This is a genomic window from Glycomyces luteolus, from assembly GCF_027622875.1.
Taxonomy (GTDB): Bacteria; Actinomycetota; Actinomycetes; order Mycobacteriales; family Micromonosporaceae; genus Glycomyces; species Glycomyces luteolus.
Map to the genome: position 1 here is coordinate 34,988 of NZ_JAPZVP010000024.1, position 24,232 is coordinate 59,219.

The following is a 24,232-nucleotide window of genomic DNA, read 5'->3' on the forward strand; positions in this document are numbered from 1 at the left end:
CTGCGTCGCAGGTGTCTATCCGCCGTTGGATTGACGGGTGCCTTCGGCGAGGGCGTCGAAGGTGTAGAGGTAGCCGCCGTCGGGGCCGCTGACGGTGATGACGCCGTCGGTGGTCCCGGGGTTGACGGCGATGTTGGTCGCGGTGTCGAGATCGGGCGCGTCTCCGGGGAGAGCGATCACTTCGAGCAGGTCGCCGTTCGGGCTGTAGACGTGGATCTCCGGCTTCAGGTGGAAGCCTTGGTAGACGTTGCCGTCGGCGTCGACTGCGGTGGAGTCGACACGGGCCTTGCCGCCGTCGACGTACATGCCCGGGTAGGCGGCCGTCACCTGCGTGCGCGTCTCGTCGAGGGCGAAGTAGTCGATGCGGTTGGCGTTGTACTGCGCGACCCACAGGCCCTCGTGGTCCTCGTCGAACGTGATGCCGTTGGGGGAGGGCAGATCGGCGGCGAGCACGGTGGCGTCGCCGTCGGCGCTGATGCGGATGATCCGCCCCGGAGTCTCCCAACCGGGGCCGACCATGCCGCGGGTGTCGGAGATGTAGAGGGTGCCTTCGGGATCGAAGGCGATGTCGTCGGGCAGCATGGCCGTGCCGTCGATCGCCGCTGAAGAGCGTCCGGTGGTCCTCGCCCTCGAGCGTGATGCTCTGGACGGATCCGCCGAGAATGTCGGTGAGGTAGAGGCGCCCGAGCGGGCTGATCTGGGCCGAGGTGAACCCGCTCGTCTCATCGGTGTAGACCGGCTCGACGGTCCGGGCCTCTACGTCGACTCTGAGCACCTACGGCTCGTCGGGCAGGGCCAGGACGTCGACCAGGAAGAGCCGTCCTTCCTCGTCGAAGACGGGGCCTTCGAGCAGTGCACCGCCGGTCATGCCACCCGGTTCGGAGACCTGCACGAGTTCGACCGCGGTCTGGCGAGAGGGCCCTTCGGAGGAGGAGTCCTCCCCATCGGAGGGATCGGCGTTGCATCCGGTGGCGGCGAAGGGGATGAGCAGGGCGGTGACAATCGCGAGGCGCTTCATGAGGCCACCTCCGCCTTCCGGGTGCTCGCATGCGCATGGACGAGGACCTCGCTCATGTCGCCTGCTCGCCATTCGCGCAGCAGCCGATGGAACGCGACGGGGCCGGGGGAGTACGAGAAGCCGGTGATCGAACGGGTGCCTTCACCGTTGTAGTAGCCGGGCGTGCATTCGGCCTGGAAGGCGCTGGTGTCGTGCGCCGTCTCCTGGAGCGTGCGCAACCACCGCTCCTCGGCTTCGGCGGTGGGCTCGACTCGTCCGGCCCCTTCGCGTTCGGCGCGAGCGATGACGGCCGCGACGTGCTCGGCCTGCTCTTGAAGGATGTGGGTGTAGTTGACGGAGTTGGCGTTCTGGAGCGCGCCGAGGTGGAACAGGTTCGGGAACCCGTGGCTGTAGAAGCCGTGCAGGGTGCGCGGGCCCGCCGCCCACGACTCCAGGAGGCTCCGGCCCCCGCGGCCGGTGACCGGCAGGGTGCCGGACATGACGCCGGAGACGCCGGCGTCGAAGCCGGTGGCGAAGATGACGCAGTCGACCTCGTAGGTCGTGTCGCCGACGACGATCGCGTTCTCGGTCATGGCGGTGATGCCCTGGGCCGCACTGGTGTCGACGAGCGAGACATTGGGTCGGTTGAACGCCTGGAGGTAGTGGTCGGAGAACCCGGGGCGTTTGCACATGTACCGGTACCAGGGCTTGAACGCCTCCGCGGTGGCGGGGTCGGCGACGGTCCCCTCGACGCGGGCGCGGATGCGGTTCATCGTGGCGGCGTCGTCCAGTTCGTCGCGGACCGCCCGTTCCTCCTCGGTGAGGGACTCGTCGACGGCTCCGGTGATGATGCTGCGCTGCAACGCCACGGTTGCCGTCCACCCGTCCGTGACGAGCAGTTCGCCCGCGAGGACGGCGAGGAAGTTCTCCATTCGCTCGCGCTGCCAGCCCGGCTGCAGCGAGGCGGCCCAGGCGGGATCGGTGAGGCGGTTGTCGCGGACGTCCACTGTGGACGGGGTCCGCTGGAACACGAGCAGTTCGCCCGCGCTTTCGGCCAGGATCGGCACGGCCTGGAGGCCGGTCGCGCCGGTGCCGACGACCGCGACCCGCTTGTCGGTCAGTCCGGTCAGGTTTCCGTCGGCGGTGCCGCCGGTGTAGCCGTAGTCCCAGCGGCTGGTGTGGAAGGTGTGGCCGCGGAAGTCCTCGATCCCGGGGATGCCGGGGAGCTTGGGCTGGGTGAGCGTGCCGGTCGAGGTGATGACGTACCGGGCGCCGAAGCGGTCGCCGCGGTCGGTCGCGATGGTCCACTCGTTCCGGTCCTCGTCCCAGGCCAGGGAGGTGGATCGGGTCTGGAAGAGGGTGTCGCGGTACAGGTCGTAGTGCTCGGCGATGCGCACGGCCTGGCGGCGGATCTTCTCGCCCTTGGCGTATCGCTCGGTCGGCATCGTGTCGGTCTCCTCGAGCAGCGGCATTTACACGTACGACTCGACGTCGCAGCGCACGCCGGGGTACCGGTTCCAGTACCAGGTGCCGCCCACGTCCCCGGCCTCGTCCATGAGCCGGATCGACTCCATCCCGGCCTTGCGGAGCGACGCGCCGGTGAGCAGGCCGCCGAACCCGGCGCCGATGACAAGGACGTCGACGCGGTCGGTCTTCGGCTCGCGGGCGGTGAAGGGGGTGTAGGGGTCCTTCGCGTAGTAGCCGAATTCGCCTGCGGCGCTGCGGTATTGGCGGGCGCCGTCGGGCCTGATGCGGCGGGCGCGTTCGCGCTTGTACCGCTCGCGGATCGCCTCGAGATCGATCGGGGCCGACTGGGACTCTTCCATGCTGTCTCCTTTTGCCCGGGGTGTTCGGGCTGGGATGGTTTCGGACCCGGTACGGCATTGGACCTGATACGTCCCCCAAAGAGGTTAGCTTGAAGCTAACTAAATCGGCTAGTCGGAGTTCTGAGAGCGACTACGGTGGAGGGGTGACGAACGAGGACAGGCGTGAAGTGCGCAAAAGCATCGAATCGTTGTCGGTCGCGATCTCGGCGCGGTCCATTCCGCGCATCATCGGGCCGCTGATGGAGACGCAACTCACCATTCAGCAGTTGAAGGTGCTCTCCTCGGTCGTGGTGAGCGAGGCGACGACGACCAGCGGTCTTGCCGAGGACTTCGCGGTTTCGGTGCCCACGATGTCCAGGCTCGTCGACCGACTCGTCAAGCAGGAGCTCATCGAACGCTCCTCGGACGACGGCGACCAGCGCGTCCGGCGCCTTCGACCGACCGGACTCGGCCGAGCGGTCATCGCAGAGATCCTCGGAGCCAGGCCCGAACTGGGCGGTGACGTCATTGATGGCCTCACCCTGGAAGAACTGCGCGCCCTGGAAATCGGCATGCGGGCGGTCAACCGGGAACTGCAAGCGCTCCGAACACGCACCGGAGCGCCACGGCTCTAAGGGGTGTTTGAGCATCCCCTAGTTCCGACCGATCCGCTCTCGGCGTTTGTCGTCGGGCCGCCCTGTGCTTAGCGCTCGTTCCAAGGCGGTCATCTGGGATTCCTTGTAGGCGACTGAAACGGCGGCGTCGCGTTCACCGAGGTCGAAGCCGTGGTAGGCGCCCGGGACGACCTCGAGTTCGCACGGGACGCCTGCTTGGCGCGACCGTTCGGCGTAGGCGAGGTCCTCGTCGTGGAAGAGGTCATTGGTGCCCACGCCCATCCATGCCGGAGCGACACCGGTGAGGTCTCCGTATCGGGCGGGTGCGGCGAGTTGCGGTGGCGTGGCCGCGTGGGCGCCGAGGTAGGCGTTCCAGGCCCAGCGGTTGTTCTTCTGGCTCCACATACGCAGGGACGAGGGATCGATGTCGGTGCGCTGCGCGGTCCGGTCGTCGAGCATCGGGTAGGACAGCACCTGCAGGACCGGCCGGATCGTTCCACGTTCTTTGGCGAGCAAGGCGAGCGCGGCGGCCAGGCCACCGCCGGCGCTCTCGCCGCCGATCGCGATCCGGTCGGCATCCACATCGGATTCCGCTGCCAGCCACTGCAATGCGGCGTAGCAGTCCTCCAACGCCGTCGGGAACGGGTACTTCGGTGCCAGTCGGTATTCGACCGCTGCGGCGATGACGCCGAGTCGACCGGTGACCTGGCGGCACCAGTCGTCTGAGAGCGTCGCACCGCCCAGGACGTAGCCGCCGGCGTGGATCCACAGCAGCGCCGGTTCCGCTCCGACGGCGTTCGGCGGCCGGAAGATCCGCACGGAGACGTCGGCGTCGATCCGGACGAGTTCCCCGCCGCGTGGCGGCCGCGGCTTGACGAGGCCGCTGAGCCGGCGGGCCAGGCCAAGCGGAATGGATCGCGGCAGGAACCGCGGCAGGCGAAGGTCGGGATGAAAGGCGTGCTTGGACATCGGGATCCCCTTGAACTAGGCGCGCATGCCGCGGACGGCGGCGACGACGCCGCCGTCGACGAGCAGGTCGGTGCCGGTGATGAAGTCGGCGTCGGGGCCGAGCAGGAATGCCGCGGCCGCCGCGATGTCGTCGGGGGTGCCGAGGCGCCCGGTGCCGGACATGGCGATCATCGCCCGCATCTGGTCCCCGCTCTCGCCGTCGAGTTCCTGCCGCCCCATCGGGGTGGAGATGACGCCGGGGCTGATCGAGTTGACGCGGGCACCCCGCTCGCCCCATGAAGCCACCGCGGCGGACTGCACGCGGAGCAGGTTGGCGCGCTTGGCGATGCTGTAGGCCGGGCCGGGGTCACCGGCCGCGAAGGGCACGAGGAACGGCAGGTCCAAAAGGTCCTGAGTCGGCGTCGCCGCCAGTGTCCGCTCGCTCTCCGCGTCCAGACCGCCCGCCATGTGACCGGCCATGCTGGCGACGACCACCGCGGCGCCGCCGGGCGCGACGACCTGGCCGAACGCTTCGAGCACTTGGGCGGTGCCGAGCAGGTCGACTCGCAGGATCGCCTCGCTCGGCGCTTGCGCCGGCGACAGGCCCGCCGTGTGGGCGATACGGCCCACGGGCCCGAGGTCGGCCGCCGTCTGGGCCAGGGCGAGCACCGAGTCCCGGTCGCCCACGTCGGCGGCCCGGGCGATGACGTCGTAGCCGTCGCCGCGCAGCTCGTCGGCGATTGCAGCCAGTGCCGGTTCGTTGAAGTCGGCGAGCAGGACCTTCCGCCCGCTCCCGCTGCGGCGGGCGATGGCGCGGCCCATGCCGCCGGTGCCGATGACGGCCAGGACTTCCCTGCTCATGAGCGTGCCCTCTCATTAAATATACGAGACGTGCCGTATTATAAATATTGACACTACACTCATCGACGTGGATGCCAAACAACGCGGACGACCCCGCAACGCCCAAGTCGACACGGCGATCCTGGAAGCGGCGCGGGACCTGATGACCGCCGAAGGCTACGAGCGGATGACGATCGAAGCGATCGCCGCGAGGGCCGGGGTGGGCAAGCAGACCGTCTACCGGCGCTGGCCCTCGAAAGCGGCGATCGTCGCCGAGGCGGTCATGGCCGGCCATCTTGGGATCCGCGCGGAGGCCCCGCCGCAGACCGGGGACGCGGCCGCGGACCTCGGCAGTTGGCTCGGCCAGTTCTTCCGGCAGCTCGGCGAGCCTGCGGAGGTCGCGGTGATTCGGGGCCTGGCCGCCGCCGCGACCGATGGCGGCACCGACGCCGAGAAACTCTACGAGCGCTTCACCGGCCCCAGTCGGGACCAGCTGCTTGAGCTGCTGCGAGCGGGCGTCGACCAGGGCCGGTTCCGGGCCGACCTCGACCTCGACGCCGCCGCCGACGCCATCTCGGGGACCCTGCTCTACCGCGCGATGATCCCGCCTTCAGCGGTCGTCGACACCGAGGCCACCGGATTCCTCGACCTGCTGCTGCTGGGCATGATCCCGAGAACCGAGCCCAGTGGCACGAGCCCGGAACCGTGAGCGGCGCTGCGTGCCCGAAATCCCCGCGCCGCCCGAGGGACGCTGCCGACGGCTTCCGTAGGCTAGGCCGCGCCCGTCACGACTGCGCGTGGCCGACCCCGCGCCCGAAAATCGGCGGAAACGGTGTCAACCTTCCCGCCGACCTCTCGTTCAACTCGCTTCAGCGTTCACTCGGGAAGGGCGATGTGCACGATCTCGTAGCCGGGCGCGATGACCTGAACAGCCTCAGGCCGGTCGGCGACTACTACGAGCCGGCCGCCGCTCGCCCAAGTGCGGCACCAGTTATCCGGCTCGGCGGACACCGTAACTTCGTCCTCGCCGGGGAACCGGCGGTCGGCGGTGTACGGCTTGACCTTGGTCATCCATGCGGCCACGCCTTTGAGCGTCCGCAACTGGACGTCGGGGATGCGGCCGGAGGCGTCCGGTCCGACGTTGAGCAGGAGCCGCCCGCCACGGGAGACCACGTCCGCGTAGTGCTGCGCGAGTTCACGCGGGCTCAAGGTGAGCGTTTGGTCCTCGATCCGGTTGTAGCCGAAGGAGTATCCGAGCCCGCGGTTGTTCTCCCAACCGGTGCCCGCCTCGTGGTCCGTTCCCGCGGAGTACTCGCTCGTGCGGTAGTCCCAGACGTCGGCGCCCCAGCGGTCGTTCACGATGCCGTCGGGGACTGTGCTGAGGTGATGCGCCATCAGCTCGGCGAGCGAGCCGTCCGCCTTCCCAGCGTCGGGCCATTCGATGTCGTTCCAGAGCACCGACGGCTCGTAGCGGTCGATCAGGTCGCGCACGTGAGCGGTGGCCGTGGCGGCGTACTCGGCGTCGACGGGCCGATACGTGTACAAGTGGTCGACGATCTCGATCGGCGGATGGTCGGCGACCGACCAGTCGAGACCCCCGGAGTAGTAGACGCCGAAGCGCATCCCCTCCGCGCGCACCGCCGCGGCGAGCGGGCCGATCAGGTCGCGTTTCGGGCCACGGTCGACGGTGTTGAATCCTTCGCTGCCGGGTGCGTCCCACAACGTCACGCCGTCGTGGTGCTTCGTGACGGGCACGACGTAGTCCGCGCCCAGCCTGCGGAAGAGCCGCGCCCATTCGGCGGGGTCGTAGGCCTCGGCTTTCCACTGGTCGAGGAAGTCCTCGTAGGGCGCCGACCCGTAGACCTCGGCGTGGTGCCGCGCCGCCGGCGACCCTTCGATGCGGATGGTGTTCGCGTACCACTCCGCGTAGGGGTTGTGCGCGAACCACTGCTCGTCCGGGACCGTGCCCAGCGCGCCGATCGGCTCGGCCCACGCGGGCACCGAGTACGGTCCCCAGTGGATGAAGATGCCGAAGCTCGCCTCCCGCGCCCAGTCGGGAAGGTTCTCGCGGTGCGTTCCGGTCATGGTCAACGGTCCTTTCGGGGTGTCACGCCGGCGACGCCGACGGTGAGCAGCGTTCGCGTACTGGCGCTGGTCTCCGGTGGCGATGACCACGGCGATGGTTCGATCGACGGCCTCGGGCCGCCACCCGTCGAGCCTAGGAGCGGGGGACGGTCACGGGAAGGGCCGAACTCACCGAGTAGTGGTCGGTTTTCACCGTCGCTCATCCGCGATGGTCACGCCTGGAGTAGCGAGTCAGCGCTCCTGGTCGTAGCGCTCGCGGTTCTCGAGGACCTCGGCGGTGTGGGCCTCGGCCCACTGGCCGATCGCGGCGAGGGGGCCGTGCAGGGTGCGGCCCAGGCCGGTCAGCTCGTATTCGACGCGGGGCGGGACCTCGGCGAAGACGTGCCGGGTGACGAGGCCGTCGCGTTCGAGGTCGCGCAGGGTCTCGGTGAGGACCTTCCCACTGATTCCCTCGACGGCGGCGCGAAGATCGCGGAACCGCGTGCGCCCCTTGCCGAGCACGATCACGATCATGGCGGTCCACTTGTTGGCGATCCTCGCCAGCGAAGTCCGCGAGGGACAGGTCTGCGTCAGCACGTTCCAATCAGGCTCGTATGACATGCGTCACAAAACTCCAATGGTTACGTTGAGGTGACCGGTTTCCAGAAGTGACTATAGACCGGAACCAGCAACAACGCAAACCGAGGAGTGAACCGATGAGCGAATCCGCCAACACCGCGAAGGTGGCCCAGACCTACTACGAGGCCATGTCCGCCGGCGACATCCCCACCGCCACGGGCCTGTTCGCGGCCGACATCAAGTGGCACCAGCCCGGCGGCCATCGCTTCGCCGGCCTCAAGGATGGCCCCGCAGCCGTGGGCGAGATGATCGGCGGCCAGATGGCCCTCACAACCGGCACGTTCAAGCTCGAGTTCACCGGCGGTCCAATGATCAACGGTGATCTGGCCGCGTTCCCGGTGCACTTCTCCGCCGAGCGCGAAGGCGCGTCGATGTCGATGGACGGCATTGACGTCCTTCGCGTCGAAGGCGGCAAGATCGCCGAGATGTGGCTGTTCTCTGCCGACCAGGACGCCGAAGACGCATTCTGGGGCAAGGACTGACCGAACCCTGAGGCAACTGTCGACCCCGCCCGCGCTTCCCCCGTGCGGCGGAGGAAGGGAAGTGATGACATGGCCGAGGTCGACGCGAGTGACCCGCCCGTGAGGATTCAGGTCCGCGGCGCGCGAGTCCACAACCTGCGCAACATCGACGTCGAGGTCCCGCTCCGCAAGCTCGTCGCGATCGCCGGGGTCTCCGGCTCGGGCAAGTCCTCACTCGCGCTCGGCGTGCTCTATGCCGAAGGGTCGCGCCGGTACCTCGAGGCGCTGTCGACCTACACGCGCAGGCGGCTCGCGCAGGCGCCGCGGGCCGACGTCGACGGCGTCCAGCACGTCCCGGCCGCGCTGGCACTGCGCCAGCGCCCCGGCGTTCCGTCGGTGCGCAGCACGTTCGGCACCTCGACCGAGCTGCTCAACTACCTGCGGCTCATGTACTCGCGGCTGGGCGCGCACTTGTGCCCCAACGGCCACCGGCAGGAGCCGACGATCGACGTCGCGCTCAACATGGACCTGACGTGCCCGGTGTGCGGTGCGGTGTTCTATCCGCCCGGGGCCGAGACGTTCGCGTTCAACTCCGACGGCGCGTGCCCGCGCTGCGAGGGCACCGGCGTGGTGCGCGAGGTCGACGAGGCCGCGCTCGTCCCTGATGCTTCGAAGACCATCGACGAGGGCGCGGTCGCGCCCTGGTCGATGTTCGGCCTGGCGGTCATGCCGCAGGTCGCGGCCGAGCTCGGAGTGCGCACCGATGTGCCGTACGCGGAACTGGACGCCGCCGAGCGGGAGACGGTGATGCACGGCCCCGAGGTCAAGCGGCAGATCCGCGTCCCCTCCAAGAGCGGCAAGCTGTTCGACCTCAACTTCACGTATCGCAACGCCCGGCGCGCGGTCGAGGAGGCGGTCGGCAACGCCGCCAGCGAGAAGGGCCTGGCCCGGGTCAACCGGTTCCTGAGCGTCCAGACCTGTCCGGACTGCGGCGGCACCCGGCTGAGTGAGCACGCCAGGTCAACCACTGTGGATGGTCTGAATCTGGCTGAGGCGACGGCGAAGACCCTCGGCGAGCTCACCGCATGGGTGCCGAAGGTCGTCGACTCCCTGCCGCCCGATATGCAGCGGATGGGCCGCGAAGTCAGCGCCCAGCTCCTGGTGATCGCCGAACGGCTCACCGGCCTTGGTCTGTCCTACCTCAGCCTCGACCGGACCAGCGCCACGCTGTCGACGGGGGAGCGGCAGCGGGTCCAGCTGACCCGCGCGGTGCGCAACGAGACCACCGGCGTGCTCTACGTCCTCGACGAGCCGTCGATCGGGCTGCATCCCTCGAATGTGGACGGCCTGCTCGCGGTCATGCGCGACCTGCTGGCCGACGGCAACTCCGTGGTCCTGGTCGACCACGACGTCCAGATCCTGCGCGAAGCCGACTGGTTCATTGAGATCGGCCCCGGCTCGGGCAGCCAAGGCGGCCAGGTCCTGGCCGCCGGCGACGCACAGCAGCTCATCACCGACCCCGACTCCCTCATCGGCCCCTTCCTCGCCGGGCACGCATCCGTTGTGGCCCGTTCGCGGGCGAGCAGCGAGTCCATGTTCGGCACCGGACGCCTCCGCTTGTCGACGCGTCCGCTGCACACCGTGCACGCCCTCGACCTCGACCTCCCCGCGGGGCGACTGGTCGCCGTCACCGGCGTCTCCGGATCGGGCAAGACCACGCTCGTCCTCGAGAGCCTCATCCCGGGCCTCAACGCACAAATCGCCGGATCCCCTCTCCCCGATCACGTCTCAAGCGTCGATGCCGGTCCGATCAAGCGCGTCGACGCCGTCGACAGCAGCCCGGTCGGCGCCAACGTGCGGTCCACAGTGGCTACCTACAGCGGCATCCTCGACGAGCTGCGCCGAACCTGGGCGGCCACACCCGACGCGACGGCCGACGGCCTCGGCGCGGGCGACTTCTCCTACAACACCGGCTCGCTGCGATGCCCGCGCTGCGAAGGCACCGGGGAGGTCTCGCTCGACGTGCAGTTCCTGCCCGACGTCGACATCGTCTGCCCCGCATGCCAAGGCTCGCGCTACGCGCCCGCCGCCGACCGGTACGAACGCGACGGGCTCACCCTGCCGCGGCTGCTCACCCTGACCGCGACGCAGGCGCTCGAGCGGGTCGGCGACCTGCGCCGGGTCCGAGCCAAGCTCCAGACACTGGTCGACCTCGGCCTGGGCTACCTCACCCTCGGTGAGGCGACGCCCGCGCTCTCCGGCGGCGAGGCCCAGCGCCTCAAGCTCGCCTCCGAACTCGGCCGCGACCAGAGGGAGACCCTGTTCGTCTTCGACGAGCCGTCGATCGGCCTGCACCCGCTCGACGTCCGCACCCTCCTCGGGGTCCTCCAGCGCCTGGTCGACAACGGCGCCACCGTCATCGTGATCGAACACGACCTCGACATCATCGCCAACGCCGACTACGTCGTCGACATGGGACCCGGCGGCGGCGCCGACGGCGGCACGATCGTCGCCACCGGCACCCCTGACGACCTCCGCGCCGATCCTCGCAGCACCACCGGCCGATACCTCGACCGCCAACTCGAATACGGCAGGTGAGACGACATGCCGCAGTGGACGGGTCGACTGGTCGCATGGGCGACCGAAGTACTCCTCGGCCTGACGCTGACGCTCACCGGGCGCGAAGCGAACGGCGCTGCGCGAGTCGTGACGCCATGCCGAGGTCGAGGTCGAGGTCGAGCCTCTCAGTGAGAGGAGTCAGTCTTTGGTGGGTTTCAGGCGTCCGCCGTTGTCGCAGTACCAGGACGTGTCGTCGGGTTGGGCGGGCTCGGGGATCGACATCGCCCAGGTGCCCATGGCGTCGAGGACGGTGCGCAGTCCCTCGCCAAGCTCGGTGAGCCGGTACTCCACGTGCGGGGGGATCTCGGGATACGAAGTGCGCGTGACGATCCCGTAGTTCTCGAACTGGCGCAGCCGCCGGGTCAGCGTGTGCGGGCTGATGCGCGGGAGCGCCGCGCGCAGTTCGGTGAAGCGTTGCGGACCGTGCAGGAGTTCGCGGACGATGAGCGTGGCCCACGGTCCTTCGAGCAGTGTGAGGAAGCGCGCGACCCCGCATTCGGGCAGCGCGGTCACGATGTCCTCGACGGGGGTGTCGGTGGCCACAATCGTCTCCAGTCTCCATTAGTGCAGTTGATGTAACCGGTGCATCGATTGTACTAATGGCGTCATGACTTATGTAGTGCACGGCGCCACCGGCGCCCAGGGAAGCCCCGTCGTCGCCGCCCTCGCCGCGAAGGGGGTCCTGATCACCGCGATCACCCGCCGCGCGGACGCGGAGGTGGTCTGCGCGCGGACGCTCGCGGTAGACCTGGCCTCGATCCAGCAGCTCACCGACGCCTACCGGGGCGCAGAGGGCGTGTTCGTCCACCTGCCGGTGGTCGATGCCGCAACGCGTGAGACCTACGCGGGCAACATCATCACTGCGCTGCGTGAAGCCCGCCCCGAGCGCGTCGTTTACTCCACCAGCGGATTCCCCGCCGATGCCGACCCGATGGCCGCGGCATTGGCCGAGAGCAGTCTGTCGTACGCCGTGATCGCACCCCGCTACTACCTGGAGAACCTGCTCCTCCCGCACGTACAAGAGGGCGTTCGCGCCGACGGCGTGCTCCGTTACCCGCTGCCGGCCGACTTCGCCTCCTCGTGGGGCTCGCACCTGGACATCGCCGACGCCGCCGTCGCGCTGTTTGAGCAGCGCAACGTCACCGGAACGGTCGAGGTCGGCCAGTCTCCCGCCGTCACCGGGAAGGACCTGGCCGAGGCCTTTGCCACCGCATACGGCCGCGACGTGGTCTACGAGCCCCAGACGCCGGTCGACTTCGCCGTGCGGCTCGTACCGTTCATGGGCGCCGACGCCGCCGCAGTGGTCCAGAACGGCTACGAGCAGATCGTCGCCCTGCCCGACAACGCGATCGGCGCCGAGCGCTCCGCGCAGCAGCTCCTAGGCCTCACCCCGCGTACGACGCACCAGTGGCTCATCGACCTCGGGCTGCACCAGGCCTGATCGGCGCGATGCGCAAAGGCGTGGACCGGACATTCCCTCGGGGAATCTCCGGTCCACGCCTTCGTTCTGCGGTTTCAGTGCGACCCTGCCTCCGGTGCGCTTCCGCGGAAGCGCACCGGAGGCAGGGCCGTGCGGGGTCAGTTCACGGCCACGATCGTGCGCCCGAGGAGCGCTCCTTCCACGAGGTAGTCGATCGTGCCGAGGTAGCGCCGGTTCGCGTCCAGGCCCTGCCAGATGGCGGTGACGGTGTGGCGGCCGCCGGCCTCAGCCTCCAGCGACTCCGGTGCCACGGTCAGGTTCCCCGCGGCGGACTCCGGAACGACCCAGGTGTGGACCAGGGCCTCGACGGCGCTGGTCGGGGCGTCCCACAGGTCGACGAAGATCATGTACGTCCGGCCGGCCTCCAAGTCGACGTGCTCGTCCGAGCCCGACAGTTGCGGAGTACCGAACAGTTCGAGCGACCCGTCGTCCAGTTTCTCGTAGACATAGAGGTCGAGATCGACCTCCGACCCTTGGTCGGCGTCGAACGTCGCGACGCTCCCCATCGCGGCGTCGTCCGGGACGGTGAGTTCGAACGACTCGGTCTGGTCGCGCTCGACCGGTTCGTCCATCGGGAACGCCGAGCGGTCCGGATTGGACAGGGCGAGCGTTCGGGTCTCCGAGGCGACCAGGCCGGAGGGGGCGAGGTCGATCGTGCCGTCGATGCCGGCCTTCACGTCGAGCTCGGCCGAGCCGTCAGCGCCTTCACCGGTGATCTCGCTCGGGACGGCGATGTCCACCGCGCGCACGGTGATCGGGCTGCGGACCTCATGCCCCTGCAAGTCGCTCCACGTCAGCGCTCCGAACGACCATTCGGCGGTGGCGGCGTCGGTCCGGGTGACGGTGACCGAGTACGTCGCGGTCGCGCCCGGCGGCACCACTAGAAGTTTGCTGTCCACTTTGACCTTAAAGCCCGGCGGGACTTCGACGGTCGGGTAGTAGACCCCGATCGCGTCGTCGACGTTGGTGACCGTGCGGGCGATCTTCTGTTCCCCGGTCAGGTCGCCGACGGCGATCGACGGGTAGTTCAGATCGCTCGGGTCGACCGCGCCGTGCTCGGCTTCGGCACTCTCGCAGGTGTCGGCGGGGGCCACCTCCTGGAACTGGCCGATGGCGCAGCCGTAGAGGATCCAGTCGGTCGCGTCGGAGTCGTAGACCAGGCCGGGGTCGAACATGGACTGGCCGTCGACGTGTCCCGCACCGATCTGGAACGGAGTGGCCGCGGCATCGGTGCCCTCGCGCCCGATCGGTTCGCCCTCGGTGTCCGTCTGGTACGCGGTGGTCATGATCGCCGACTTGATCGCCATCGGGGACCAGTCGGGGTTGGCGCTCTTGATGAGCGCCGCCAGGCCGGCGATGTGGGGGCTGGCCATGGAGGTGCCGCCCATGATGCCGAAGTTGCCGCCGTCCGGGGTCGAGGTGGGCAGGTACCCGGCGAGGATCTCGTCGCCGGGCGCGGTGATGTCGGGCTTGAGCAGGTCGCCGCCGCCGACGATGGCCGGGCCCTGGGATGAAAAGTCGGCCGAGACCGGCGCGGTCTGGGTGACCGCCTCGAAAGCGTGGGCGGTCATGGTCGCGGCGTCATTGCCTGCGGCGTAGGCCTCGATGGCGTCGCCGGCGGCCAGCGTCGTGCGCACCGTCCACAGCGGGGTGTCCCAGCCGGTCTCGAGGTCGTCGACCTGGGCGGCATCGTCGGTGTAGACCAGGGCGAACGCGCCTCCCGCGTCGGCCACGACCTCAGCCTTCTCGACGAAGAGGTACGTGCCGCGGGCGCAGGCGACCGCCCGGCCGGCGACCTTGGCCGCGTCCAATGTGCCCGGCGCGCACAACCGCGCCTCGACCGGATCCGCTCCCTCGACGGCGATCTCTTGGGCCAGCACCAGATCCGCCTCGGTCTCGGTGAACCTCGGGGCACTGGCGGCGTAGGGGAATGTCTGGCCGTCGCCGAGGGTCAGCTCCGCCGCGAAGGTGCGGGAGTGGGAGCCGGCGGCGACGGATGTGACCCACGGCGAGTTGTGCCCGACGGTGCTCGCGCCGGCCTCGCCGGAGTTGCCCGCCGAATTGGCGATGAAGACGCCCGCTTCGGCGGCGGCGAAGGACGCCATCGAGATCGGGTCGACGATGGTGTCCCCCGCGTCGCCGAGCGACATGTTGATGACGTCCACCCCGTCGCTCACGGCCGCGTCGATCGCGGCCACGATGTCGGAGTTCGGGCAGAAGCCGTCGATGGCGATCCAGCAGACCTTGTAGATCGCGAGCCGCGCCGCGGGGGCCATGCCCGAGGCCAGGCCGACGGGGGCGCCTTCGATGACGGCCTCGGTGTCGAGGTTCCCGGCGGCCGTGGTGGCCACGTGGGTGCCGTGGTTGTACTCCTCGCGCGGCGACTTGTAGCCGGCGACGTCGCTGTGGCCCTGGGAGTCGAACCAGCGGGCGCCGATCACCTTGTTGCTGCAGACGACGTTGTTCTCAGGCGTGTCCTCGCCCTCCTCGCATTCGCCCTTCCACTTGGCGTCGATGACGTCCTGGTCGGGGCGCGGCTCGGGCAGCGGCGCGAACATCGGGTTCTCGGGGGTGAAGCCGCCGTCGACGATGCCGATGACGACGCCTTCCCCGGCGCGCTCGCCGCCGCCGAACTCGCTCTCCCAGGAGCCGTCCTCACCGGACAGTCCGAGGAACTCGCTCGAGGTGTCCAACTGGGGCTTCGAGAGCCCGTCGGGGACGATCGCGGCGACCCGCTCGTCGCCCGCGAGTTCGGCTGCCTCCTCGGCGGTCAGCTCAGCGGCGAAGCCGTTGAAGGCCGTGTCGTACTCGACTGCCGGTTCGACGCCGGGCACGTCGGCGAGGATCTCGTCGCGGGCGTCCTCGAGATGCGCGCGATAGTCCTGCACCGCATCCGAATCGAAGGCGATGCGTTCGCCGTCGTCCGGAGTGGTGGCCTCGAGCCCGGCCACGCCGCCGTCGTACACGGCGACCGGCTCGTCGACGAACTGGACGATGTAGCGACCGTCCTTGAAGGAGGTCGGGGAGGTGGAGAGCGCCGGGTCTGCGGTGGCGGTATAGGCGAAGACGGTGAGGCTTGTGGCGGCCACGGCCGTAACGCCGAACGCTGCTATGAGGCGTCGTCGACGACCGGCGGCCCGCCAAGATCGCTTGAGTATCACTGGGGATTTCCTTTCGAGCAGAGGTGAGGGTTCGCCGCGCCGGTGCCTGTTCTCGTGAACAGGCGTGCCCGCGACGGCGGAATCAGGGGAAGGAAGGGGGACTCGTGATACGGAGTGGGGGCGCGGCCGACCCAACCACGGCCGCGCCCGGCCCGCGACGATCGGTTGCGGGCGTCTTGAAATCAGTCCAACGGAAGTACTAGAAGCTTCAACTGAGACGAGAGTGAATGTCAATTTGAAATGATGCAGATCACGCTAAATCGCTTTATTACCGACAAGTAGCCAATATCTTGACGAATCGGCTGACAGCGGGCACGCCGGATACCGCCGCGCGCCGGTCTTCTCGAGTCCGTACGGGCATCGCGCATCTAGTGGGTCAGCTGCTGACTTCTGTTGCCTCCGTTGGCATCGATTTGCTCTCTAATGGATCGCGAATAAGCTCGCTCCGGTGATCGCCGCCTCCACCGATTCGGCGAAGGTCGCGGAGTCGACGAGTTGGCCGCCGACCATCGCCGTCGGGGTGCCGGTCACGCCCTGCTCTGTGGACGCCGAGGTGGTGCCCTCATCGATCCAGCCGCGGTAGGTCTCGTCGTCGACGCACGCCTCCCACTCGGCATCGAGCCCGGTCTCGGTCCCGATGCGCTTCAGTTCGTCGTCGTCGAGCCCCCGGGTGTTCTCGGCGGGCTGGGCGGCGTACAGCGCCAGCGTGTAGTCGAGATATGCCTGCGGGCCGGTGTCAGCGGCGCAGACCGCTGCGGCGCCCGCCCGGGTCGAGTACTCGGTCCCCTGGCTCATGCGGTTGAGGATGGCGATGGGGTGGTAGTTGATCGTCACTGATCCCTCGTCGACCCAGCGCTGCAGATCGGCGGCGTAGGTGTCCTCGAACTGCTTGCAGGCCGGGCACATGTAGTCGATGTAGAGGTCGATCTGGACCGGTCCGTCGCCGATCGTGACGGCGTAGGTGTCGGTGGTCGCGGCGGCCGGTTCGTTGACCTCGTAGTCGACTTCGCGGTTCATCCAGATGCCGAGGCCGAGCAGGCCGCCGATGAGGAGGACGGACGCGCCGATCGCGGTGCCGAAGACGATGCGCTTGCGGCGCGCCTGGGCTTCCTGCTGTTCGCGGAGTGCTGCGGCGGCGTGCTTTCGTGATGAAGGTGCCATTGCTGAGTTGTTCCTTTCAATGCGGCTGACCGCATTCGTGCCGAGGGAAGAGTTCGAGACTTGTCGTGATCGATGCCTGGAGAACCGACCTGTCAGCGGCTGTCGCCTTGGGCGCCATCAATATCGGCCGACGCCGGGCCGCGCAATGCGCCCAGCACGAAGTCGATGTTCTGCCGGTACAGCGCGATGAGATCGAGCCCTTCGTCGGGATGGTTGAGGACGGCGACTTGTGGTGCCGACGAGTCGGGGAGCACCGGTGCCGTGGTCGTGCCGGATTCGTTGAGCACGATCGACGGTTCGAGCGCTGCGAGCAGCCCGAGTGTCCTCTCGGTCGGTGTCTCGGGTCCGAAGGTCGCGATCCTGCTGGAGATCATGGAGGCGAGCCAGGTGGTGTGGAACTGGGCCACGACGACAGGCTCGTCGGCGCCGATCTGCGAGTCGATTTCTGATTGGAATCCGGCGACGGCCGCCTCGAACTCCTCGACCCAGGCGAGCGCGGTATCGGTGGTGCCGAAGAGCGCACCGAGCCGTGTGACTTCGGCGATCACGTTCGCAGCAGTGTTGTCGGTCTTGATCGTGATCGCGTCGGCCTCGCTGCCGGCGGCGTCGCGGGCTTGCTGCGCAAACCGCTCGGCCTGGCTGTAGAGCAGGAAGTCGGCTCCAGTCGCGGTCGCCAGCTGCTCGGGTGAGGGTTCAAAGACGGGTGGGTTCGGTGTTCCGGGCGGGACGATCACGGTGATATCGACGGCGCCTGCGGCAGCCGCGTACATCCCTTCCCAGGCGGTCGTGACGACCACCCTCGGCGGGTCGGTTCCTTCTTCGCCCGAACATGCGGACAGGGTGAGCGGCATCGCCATCAAGGAGGCGAGCAGCGTAAAGGTTCTCATTGGATCTTTTCCTCGAGCAGGTTCATGGGACCGCCGAGGCAGCCGCGTCGCTGGAGCGAACCGGACCGCAGGCAGCACTGAAACGTCGTCGCTCCCGGGCAGAGTCAGCGCGTAGCGCGCGACACGACCGAGGGACGGGCGAGGACGTCACCGTTCATCCGCAGCGCGGAAACTCGACGGGGCGAGTGCCTCCGTCGGTGAACGGGTTACTGGGAGAAGACCGCTGTCGGCGGGCCGCGTCGCGGTACGGCTGCGGCGAGGAGCGTCAGATGCGGGCGCACGCCTTCAAGAACGTGCGTAAGCCGGCGCGGTGGCAGGACCGGACCCTCGGCCTTGAGCAGACGCAGCCACAGGCCCGGTCCGAAAGCGAGGATGAGCAGGTCGAGGAATGCCGCCAGCGCGGCGTCGCCGCGGGCCAGCCACAGGGCCGTGACGCACATCGCGAGCGCGTGCGCAAGGAACATTCCCGGGCCGGGCAGCACGTGATGCGCGTGTTCGGGGGAGGCGGTGAACCACAGGTGCAGACCCGATTGTGCGAACGCGCTCGCGGCCGTGAGCACACCCATGCCGCGCTGTCTGCCGCCGAGGCAGTACGCAAGCGGCGTCAGCACCGCGACGGCGATGGCGAAGGTCTCGAAGCAGATTAGCGACCCGCTGGCGATGAAGTGCAAGGCGGCCGTGACGGTCACGCAGGCCACCGCGAACACCAGGGCGCGAAGCCCTCGGATCAGCGGTTGACCGATATGCACCGAGTGATTCTCGCATGGCTCCCGCGGCAAGCGGCGATCCGGATCCGACACCGCTGTCCTCGATCGGACCGTGCGGCACGGGTAACCTCACTTGTCGAACGTAGGGAGGGTTCATGGCCGGCAAACGCAGCAGGGCGCAAGGAGAGCTCGAGCGCGAGATCCTCGCGATTCTGCGCGCGAATGACCTGCCGCTCAGCGGCAAGGAGATCCTCGAGGTCTTCCCGGGCGACAAGCCGGCCTATACGACGCTGCTGACCACGCTCGATCGGCTGCGTCTCAAGGGCGATGTCGAGAAGGTCGGCGCCGCGGCCCGGAACATGCGGTTCAGAGCCACCAGGACCGACCCGGAGCACACGGGCAAGGCGATGCTCGACCGGCTTACCGAGTCCAGCGACCGCCGGGCCTCCCTGCTCAAGTTCGCCGGCAGCCTCGATCCGGGGGACATCGAGGTGCTGCGTGACGCGTTGATACCCAAGGCTCCGAAGGCCGACCGCAACGGATGATCGCCTTGGCGCTGACGCTCGTCGCCTACGCATTGGCGACTTTGGCGGCCGCTCCGCTGCTGGTCGGTCGCGGCCGATGGCGCGTGCACCGTCCGGGCCTGGCACTGACGGCTTGGTTCGCGATGTTCTTCAGCGGCCTGTTCGCAGCGACGGGGAGCCTGGCGGCAGCGGTGGCCGCGGCGCTCGATCAGGTCCTCGACGCCCACCGGGACTCCGATTCGGTGCTCGGACTGTTGGGGGTCATCGCCCTGTGCTGGCTCGGCTTCGGTCCGCTCGGCGCGGCGCTGTTCGTCGTTACGGAGCGGGCCCGTCCGATCCTGCTGCGGGAACAGGAGACCCGGCTCGAACTGACGGAACTGGTGCACCGGCTGCGCTACCGCACCGAGCGGTTCGGTGACCTCACGGTGGGATTCCTGCGGTACGAGCGGGCGTTCGCGTGCACGCTGCAGGGCCTGGACATGGACGTACTGGTCTCATCGGGGGCGGCGAGTGCCCTGTCGCGAGCTGAACTCGCTGCGGTCATCGAGCACGAGCGGGCCCACGTCGACCTGCGGCACGGGCTGGTACTGCGCCTGGCCGAAGTCAACGCCGCCTGCCTGCCGCGCGTGCGTGCGGCCGCCGAGATGATGCGGTCGAGCGCCCTGCTCGTCGAACTCGTCGCGGACGATGCGGCCGCGAGGCGGTGCGGCGGCGCTGTCGCGGGCGCGCTGCGCACGTTGGGGACGCTCGAGGGCGACGAGTCGATGCTCTTGCGTGCCATGCGATTGGAACAGCGGCAGGACGCGGCACGGCATGTGGAGGCGGCTCGCTAGCCACCGGTCATTCGACCTCGAATGGAATATCGGTGCACCCGGTTCGAGGTCCGAAGGCCTCACTTGTCGATTCGGGGGCCTGGATGATGGGTTCTAGCCGTTCGCCAAGTCACTCGGAGGTGGGCTCAAGTTGTCTTTGTTCTACATCCGATAGATTAAGGATTGTTCTCACCGCACCCGTCGAGAGGCGCAGTCCGTGGATTCGAATCCGACTCGATCGCAATTGCGGATCGCGTTGCTGCCCATCGCGGTCGCCGCCGTTGCGCTGGCACCGCCACTGGCGACGACGGCCCTCGTCGGCGATTCGGGCTTCACGCAGGTCGGCCTCGGCTACCCGGGGTCGTTCACGGCGTTCACCGCCACCGTGCTCCAGTCGGTGGCGTTGCTCGCCTCGTGGTTGACCGTGGGCGGCCTGTGCGTCGTCATGTTCCTGCTGCCGACTCGACGCACCCGGCCTCAGGCCGTCCATGATGGACTCGACCTGTCGATCGTCCGGAGGGCCGTGGTCGCGTGGGCCGTCTCCGCGGCAGCGATGGTGCCGGTCTCCGCGGCAGACGCCGGCGGTAAACCGCTTTCTGCCCTGGGCGATCGCGCAGGGCTGTCGTTCCTGTTGACTTCCACCGACTTCCCGGTGGCGTGGATGATCTCGACAGCGGCGGCGGGACTCGCCGCCCTGCTACTGCGCCGAGCGTTCCTGTGGCGGCATCTCCTTGGGCCGCTCGCGCTCGCCGTGCTCGCGATCCTCGCTCCGGTCGTGGTGGGCGACATCCTGGTCGGGCCCGGACACGATCACGGCGGCGACGCCGGGACGGTCCAAGCCGTAGCCGAGGCCGTGCTCTTCGGCGCGGCGACCGTGCTGGCGCTGCGAGCCGCGAATGGGTCGCCGCCGCCGGTTCCCGCAGTGCGCCGGTTCGCTCTGGTCGGCGCCGCCGCACTGCCGCTGCTGGCGCTGTCGGCGGTCGTCCTGCTGCGGTTCAGGATGGCGGGCCTAGCTCCATTGTCGAATCCGACCGGGCGCTGGAGCCTCCTTGCGATCGCGAGCCTCGCGGTCACCGTCGCAGTGGTTGTGGCCCTGTCGCGTAGGCCCGAGGCCTGGTCCGGCCAGCTCTTCGCGGTCATCGCCCTCACCGGAGCCGTCACCGCCGCCGCCCACGGCTCGATGGGCCGCATTCCGCCGCCGCAATACTTCGTGCCGACCGAACTGATCGAGGTCTTCTTGGGCTACACCTTGCCCGATGCGCCCGACCTTGGAACGCTGCTGACCGCCTGGCGGCCGAACCTGCTGTTCACCGTCATCGCCGGAGCGGCGATCGTCGGCTACGGCGCCGCATGGATCCGCATCGCCAGATCCGGCGAGCGGTGGCCGGTCGGTCGCGGCATCGCCTGGATGCTCGGCTGGGCCACGGTCGTGTTCGCCACGAGTTCAGGCGTCGGCAAGTACGCCGGTGCCGACTTCGCTATCCACATGGTCATGCACATGGGACTGAACATGCTCGCGCCGATGCTCATGGCGCTCGGCGGGGTCGTGACGCTGGTGCTCAAAGCGGCCCGGCCCGCGGGCCGCGGCGAACCCGTCGGGGTGTACGAGTGGACCGGCGAACTCATGCGCTGGCGACCGGGAGCGGTGGCGTACCACCCGGTGCTGGTGTTCGTGCTCTTCATCAGCTCCTATTACGGGCTGTACCTGACGGAGCTGTTCGGGATCGCGATCCGGTTCCACTGGGCGCACCAGCTCATGAACGTGCACTTCCTGGTCACCGGCTACCTGTTCTACAGCCTCGCGGTCGGCGTCGACCGCGGGCCGCGCCAGCTGCCGCACATCGGCCGCCTCGGCTTCGTGTTCGCCTCGATGCCGTTCCACGCGTTCTTCGGCGTGGTCCTGATGTCGATGTCCACTGTCATCGCCGAGACCTTCTACCGCTACCTCGACCAGCCCTGGGCGACCGACCTGCCCGCCTCCCAGCGCGCCGGCGGCGGCATCGCCTGGGCAGGGGCCGAGATCCCACTGCTCATCCTCATCATCGCGCTGTCGCTGCAATGGGCCCGCAGCGACGAGCGGGAGGCGCTTCGCAAGGACCGGCACTACGACACCGGCCTGGACGACGAGTTCGAAGCGTACAACCGCATGTTGAAGGCGCTCTCCGAGCGTCCCGGCGCGCCGGGCCCGCAGGAGACGCGATCCAGATGACCGTCACAGAAACCGCCCCCGAGCGGACGGCGACTTCATTCGACCTCGACATCGAAGGCATGACCTGCGCGGCCTGCGCGGGCCGAGTGGAGAAGGCGCTCAACCGCCTCCCCGGTGTCACGGCGACGGTGAACTTCGCCGCCGAGCGCGCCACGATCACGGGCGTCGCGGACGCAACGCAGGCCGTCGCCGCCGTCGAACGCGCCGGATACCGCGCGCAGCCCGTCGGCGCAGACCAGGGGCGTTCCCGCACCGTGGCCTTCGACCGAATCAGCTCACTGCGGCGGCGATTGACGGTAGCGGCGCTCCTGACCGTGCCGCTCATGGACGCCACGATCGTCCTCGCCCTAGTCCCCGGCCTGCGCTTCCCAGGCTGGGAGTGGGCGTGCGTACTCCTGGCGGTGCCGATCGTGACCTGGGCCGCCGCACCCTTCCACCGGGCGACGTGGAACAACCTGCGCCACGGCGCGGTCACCATGGACACCCTCGTCTCGCTCGGCATCGCCGTCGCGTTCGGCTGGGCGGTGGCCTCGATCCTCTGGGGCGGCTACGACGGCGGGCGATGGCTCGGGTTCGGCGTGGCACCCGGTGGCGCGCACGCGATCTACCTCGACGTGGCCGCCGGAATGACCACGTTCCAGCTCGCCGGCCGCTACTTCGAGGCGAAGGCCCGGCGCCGCGCCGCCGACGTACTGGAAGCGCTGCGGGCCCTCGAAAGTCCCACGGCACGGCTGCTGCGCGACGGCGAGGAGCTGATCGTGCCGACCGCCGAGCTGCAGATCGGGGACCGCGTCCAGGTGTTCGCCGGTGAGGCGATCCCCACCGACGGCACGGTGGTCGCGGGCCGGTCCGCGATCGACACGAGCGCCATGACAGGCGAACCGGTCCCGCGCGAAGCCTCCATTGGGGACGCGGTGATCGGGGCGACCGTCAGCACCGACGGCATGATCACCGTCGAGGTCGGTGCCACGAGAGCGGCCACGCAGCTGTCGCGGATGGCCGCGATCGCCGAGCGGGCGCAGGAGCGCAAGGCCCGCGTGCAGCGCCTCGCCGACCGCGTGGTGGCGGTGTTCGTGCCCGCGGTCATCGCGATCGCCCTCGTGACCGGACTCGCGTGGGTCTTCGCCGGCGGTGTCGGCGGTGAGGCAGTGAGCGCAGCGATCGCGGTGCTCATCATCGCATGCCCGTGCGCGCTCGGCCTCGCCACGCCCACCGCCCTCATGGTCGGCATCGGCCGCGGCGCCCAGCTCGGCATCCTCATGAAGGGCCAGGACGCATTGGAGGCCTCGGGCCACATCGACACGGTCGTGCTCGACAAGACCGGCACGCTGACCGACGGCCGGATGACCGTCCGCACCGTCGCGATGGTCGGATCCCTCAGCGAGCCAAGGGTGCTCGCGTTCGCGGCGGCGGTCGAGCGGCCCGCTTCGCACGCGGTCGCCCGAGCCGTGGTCGAGCGTGCGGCAGCGTCCGGCCTGGCGATCGGCGAGGTCGAGGATTTCGCGCTGATGCCGGGCCTCGGGGCCCACGGCGTCGTGGACGGCCGTGAGGTCCTCGTCGGCAACGAGTCTCTTTTGCATGACCGAGGCGTCGAGATCACCACTGCCGCCCGGAAGGCCGCCGACCGCGTCGGATCGGACGGCGAAACGCTCATGATGGTCGCCGTGGCTGGTCGGCTCGAAGCCGTGTTCGGGCTGGCCGACTCCATCAAGGACTCCGCCGCCGAGGCTGTGGCGCAATTGCAGGCGCTCGGGCTGCGCACGATACTGCTCACCGGCGACGGCCCCGCCGCGGGCCGCGCGGTCGCCGACCGTCTCGACATCGCCGAGGTCCTCGCGGGGATCCTGCCCGCTGACAAGGCCGCTGCCGTTGCGACGCTTCAGGAAGAGGGATGCAAGGTCGCCATGGTCGGCGACGGCGTCAACGACGCGGCGGCGCTGGCCCAAGCCGACCTCGGGCTGGCGCTCTCCTCGGGCACCGACATCGCGCTCCAGTCCGCCGACATCATCCTGGTCCGCGACGACCTGTCCGCGGTGCCCGACGCCATCCGGCTCTCCCGTCGGATCCTCCGCATCATCAAGGGAAACCTGGTGTGGGCCTTCGGATACAACGTCGCCGCCATCCCCATCGCCGCGCTCGGCCTGCTCAACCCGCTCATCGCCGCCGCCGCGATGTCGCTGTCGTCGATGTTCGTGGTCCACAACAGCCTGCGGCTGCGCCGATTCTCCGCCAGTGGACGGCGAAGCATCGAGTACCGGGCCGGAAGCTGAGGTGTGGCCCGTCGGTTCAGGCGGCCCGCGAGAT

At 69.0% G+C, this 24,232-nt stretch carries 20 protein-coding genes and 1 pseudogene; 9 read left to right on the top strand and 12 right to left on the bottom strand.

Annotation, left to right across the window (positions count from 1 at the left end; translation table 11 throughout):
- Positions 1-15: 15 nt before the first annotated feature.
- The 3 genes and pseudogenes from O1R50_RS22940 to O1R50_RS22950 form a co-directional block, all read right to left on the bottom strand.
- Positions 16-582 carry an SMP-30/gluconolactonase/LRE family protein gene (locus O1R50_RS22940; RefSeq protein WP_270112578.1) on the bottom strand — a complete coding sequence of 189 codons (567 nt, stop codon included), beginning with the start codon at positions 580-582 and terminating at the stop codon, positions 16-18.
- Positions 583-775: 193 nt separating this feature from the next.
- Positions 776-1,018, bottom strand: coding sequence for a hypothetical protein (locus tag O1R50_RS22945; RefSeq protein ID WP_270112579.1), 243 nt, complete (start codon positions 1,016-1,018; stop codon positions 776-778).
- Positions 1,015-2,823 (bottom strand): annotated as a pseudogene (locus tag O1R50_RS22950) (flavin-containing monooxygenase). Before O1R50_RS22950 ends, O1R50_RS22945 begins: the two are co-directional and overlap by 4 nt.
- A 143-nt stretch (positions 2,824-2,966) precedes the next feature.
- Here O1R50_RS22950 and O1R50_RS22960 point away from each other — a divergent pair.
- Complete coding sequence (locus O1R50_RS22960; protein WP_270112582.1) at positions 2,967-3,437, top strand: MarR family transcriptional regulator; 471 nt, start codon at positions 2,967-2,969, stop codon at positions 3,435-3,437.
- A gap of 18 nt (positions 3,438-3,455) precedes the next feature.
- Here the strand turns inward: O1R50_RS22960 and O1R50_RS22965 are convergent, their stop codons facing one another.
- Together O1R50_RS22965 and O1R50_RS22970 are read right to left on the bottom strand one after the other, a co-directional pair.
- Complete coding sequence (locus tag O1R50_RS22965; protein WP_270112583.1) at positions 3,456-4,385, bottom strand: alpha/beta hydrolase; 930 nt, start codon at positions 4,383-4,385, stop codon at positions 3,456-3,458.
- 15 nt (positions 4,386-4,400) lie between these two features.
- Positions 4,401-5,225, bottom strand: a complete 825-nt coding sequence (locus O1R50_RS22970; RefSeq protein ID WP_270112584.1) for an SDR family oxidoreductase — start codon at positions 5,223-5,225, stop codon at positions 4,401-4,403.
- Positions 5,226-5,292: 67 nt separating this feature from the next.
- Between O1R50_RS22970 and O1R50_RS22975 the strand changes: the two genes are divergently transcribed.
- Positions 5,293-5,913 (top strand): TetR/AcrR family transcriptional regulator, encoded by a 621-nt coding sequence (locus O1R50_RS22975; RefSeq protein WP_270112585.1) that lies wholly within the window; start codon positions 5,293-5,295, stop codon positions 5,911-5,913.
- A gap of 167 nt (positions 5,914-6,080) precedes the next feature.
- Here O1R50_RS22975 and O1R50_RS22980 read toward each other — a convergent pair whose 3' ends face one another.
- Together O1R50_RS22980 and O1R50_RS22985 are read right to left on the bottom strand one after the other, a co-directional pair.
- Positions 6,081-7,289, bottom strand: a complete 1,209-nt coding sequence (locus O1R50_RS22980) for an alpha-L-fucosidase (RefSeq protein WP_270112586.1) — start codon at positions 7,287-7,289, stop codon at positions 6,081-6,083.
- Between the two features lie 231 nt (positions 7,290-7,520).
- Positions 7,521-7,889 (bottom strand): winged helix-turn-helix transcriptional regulator, encoded by a 369-nt coding sequence (locus tag O1R50_RS22985; RefSeq protein WP_270112587.1) that lies wholly within the window; start codon positions 7,887-7,889, stop codon positions 7,521-7,523.
- A 95-nt stretch (positions 7,890-7,984) separates the two neighbouring features.
- Here O1R50_RS22985 and O1R50_RS22990 point away from each other — a divergent pair, with 95 nt between their 5' ends.
- Complete coding sequence (locus O1R50_RS22990) at positions 7,985-8,389, top strand: nuclear transport factor 2 family protein (protein ID WP_270112588.1); 405 nt, start codon at positions 7,985-7,987, stop codon at positions 8,387-8,389.
- Between the two features lie 69 nt (positions 8,390-8,458).
- Positions 8,459-10,966 carry an excinuclease ABC subunit UvrA gene (locus O1R50_RS22995; protein WP_270112589.1) on the top strand — a complete coding sequence of 836 codons (2,508 nt, stop codon included), beginning with the start codon at positions 8,459-8,461 and terminating at the stop codon, positions 10,964-10,966.
- A 159-nt stretch (positions 10,967-11,125) separates the two neighbouring features.
- On the opposite strand, the gene O1R50_RS23000 is transcribed toward O1R50_RS22995, so the two are convergent.
- On the bottom strand, positions 11,126-11,530 hold the full coding sequence (locus tag O1R50_RS23000; protein ID WP_270112591.1) for a winged helix-turn-helix transcriptional regulator: 405 nt from the start codon (positions 11,528-11,530) through the stop codon (positions 11,126-11,128).
- Positions 11,531-11,594: 64 nt separating this feature from the next.
- Here O1R50_RS23000 and O1R50_RS23005 point away from each other — a divergent pair, with 64 nt between their 5' ends.
- Complete coding sequence (locus tag O1R50_RS23005; RefSeq protein ID WP_270112592.1) at positions 11,595-12,428, top strand: SDR family oxidoreductase; 834 nt, start codon at positions 11,595-11,597, stop codon at positions 12,426-12,428.
- Between the two features lie 137 nt (positions 12,429-12,565).
- Here the strand turns inward: O1R50_RS23005 and O1R50_RS23010 are convergent, their stop codons facing one another.
- The 4 genes from O1R50_RS23010 to O1R50_RS23025 all read right to left on the bottom strand — a co-directional run bounded on the left by O1R50_RS23010 (position 12,566) and on the right by O1R50_RS23025 (position 18,425).
- Positions 12,566-15,556 carry a S8 family serine peptidase gene (locus O1R50_RS23010; RefSeq protein WP_270112594.1) on the bottom strand — a complete coding sequence of 997 codons (2,991 nt, stop codon included), beginning with the start codon at positions 15,554-15,556 and terminating at the stop codon, positions 12,566-12,568.
- 492 nt (positions 15,557-16,048) lie between these two features.
- Complete coding sequence (locus O1R50_RS23015) at positions 16,049-16,789, bottom strand: DsbA family protein (protein ID WP_270112595.1); 741 nt, start codon at positions 16,787-16,789, stop codon at positions 16,049-16,051.
- 92 nt (positions 16,790-16,881) lie between these two features.
- A complete protein-coding gene (locus O1R50_RS23020) occupies positions 16,882-17,676 on the bottom strand; it encodes a metal ABC transporter substrate-binding protein (protein ID WP_270112596.1) in 795 nt (264 codons plus the stop codon).
- Between the two features lie 206 nt (positions 17,677-17,882).
- Positions 17,883-18,425, bottom strand: a complete 543-nt coding sequence (locus O1R50_RS23025; RefSeq protein ID WP_270112597.1) for a hypothetical protein — start codon at positions 18,423-18,425, stop codon at positions 17,883-17,885.
- Positions 18,426-18,538: 113 nt separating this feature from the next.
- Here O1R50_RS23025 and O1R50_RS23030 point away from each other — a divergent pair, with 113 nt between their 5' ends.
- The 4 genes from O1R50_RS23030 (at position 18,539) to O1R50_RS23045 (ending at position 24,198) form a co-directional block, all read left to right on the top strand.
- Positions 18,539-18,928, top strand: coding sequence for a BlaI/MecI/CopY family transcriptional regulator (locus O1R50_RS23030; RefSeq protein WP_270112598.1), 390 nt, complete (start codon positions 18,539-18,541; stop codon positions 18,926-18,928).
- Between the two features lie 5 nt (positions 18,929-18,933).
- Complete coding sequence (locus O1R50_RS23035; RefSeq protein WP_270112599.1) at positions 18,934-19,740, top strand: M48 family metalloprotease; 807 nt, start codon at positions 18,934-18,936, stop codon at positions 19,738-19,740.
- Between the two features lie 196 nt (positions 19,741-19,936).
- Positions 19,937-21,928: a cytochrome c oxidase assembly protein gene (locus tag O1R50_RS23040; RefSeq protein ID WP_270112600.1), complete on the top strand. Its 1,992-nt coding sequence runs from the start codon at positions 19,937-19,939 to the stop codon at positions 21,926-21,928.
- Positions 21,925-24,198 (top strand): heavy metal translocating P-type ATPase, encoded by a 2,274-nt coding sequence (locus O1R50_RS23045; RefSeq protein WP_270112601.1) that lies wholly within the window; start codon positions 21,925-21,927, stop codon positions 24,196-24,198. The genes O1R50_RS23040 and O1R50_RS23045 overlap by 4 nt, the downstream gene beginning before the upstream one ends.
- Positions 24,199-24,232: the final 34 nt, after the last annotated feature.

What these genes read in the sequence shown, in the direction of transcription:
- O1R50_RS23015 (WP_270112595.1), bottom strand. Translation starts at nt 16,789, where the DNA reads ATGGCACCTTCATCACGAAAGCACGCCGCCGCAGCACTCCGCGAACAG.
- O1R50_RS23030 (WP_270112598.1), top strand. Translation starts at nt 18,539, where the DNA reads ATGGCCGGCAAACGCAGCAGGGCGCAAGGAGAGCTCGAGCGCGAGATC.
- O1R50_RS23045 (WP_270112601.1), top strand. Translation starts at nt 21,925, where the DNA reads ATGACCGTCACAGAAACCGCCCCCGAGCGGACGGCGACTTCATTCGAC.
- O1R50_RS22940 (WP_270112578.1), bottom strand. Translation starts at nt 582, where the DNA reads ATGCTGCCCGACGACATCGCCTTCGATCCCGAAGGCACCCTCTACATC.
- O1R50_RS22995 (WP_270112589.1), top strand. Translation starts at nt 8,459, where the DNA reads ATGGCCGAGGTCGACGCGAGTGACCCGCCCGTGAGGATTCAGGTCCGC.
- O1R50_RS22965 (WP_270112583.1), bottom strand. Translation starts at nt 4,385, where the DNA reads ATGTCCAAGCACGCCTTTCATCCCGACCTTCGCCTGCCGCGGTTCCTG.
- O1R50_RS23020 (WP_270112596.1), bottom strand. Translation starts at nt 17,676, where the DNA reads ATGAGAACCTTTACGCTGCTCGCCTCCTTGATGGCGATGCCGCTCACC.
- O1R50_RS22945 (WP_270112579.1), bottom strand. Translation starts at nt 1,018, where the DNA reads ATGAAGCGCCTCGCGATTGTCACCGCCCTGCTCATCCCCTTCGCCGCC.
- O1R50_RS22970 (WP_270112584.1), bottom strand. Translation starts at nt 5,225, where the DNA reads ATGAGCAGGGAAGTCCTGGCCGTCATCGGCACCGGCGGCATGGGCCGC.
- O1R50_RS22985 (WP_270112587.1), bottom strand. Translation starts at nt 7,889, where the DNA reads ATGTCATACGAGCCTGATTGGAACGTGCTGACGCAGACCTGTCCCTCG.
- O1R50_RS22990 (WP_270112588.1), top strand. Translation starts at nt 7,985, where the DNA reads ATGAGCGAATCCGCCAACACCGCGAAGGTGGCCCAGACCTACTACGAG.
- O1R50_RS23005 (WP_270112592.1), top strand. Translation starts at nt 11,595, where the DNA reads ATGACTTATGTAGTGCACGGCGCCACCGGCGCCCAGGGAAGCCCCGTC.
- O1R50_RS22980 (WP_270112586.1), bottom strand. Translation starts at nt 7,289, where the DNA reads ATGACCGGAACGCACCGCGAGAACCTTCCCGACTGGGCGCGGGAGGCG.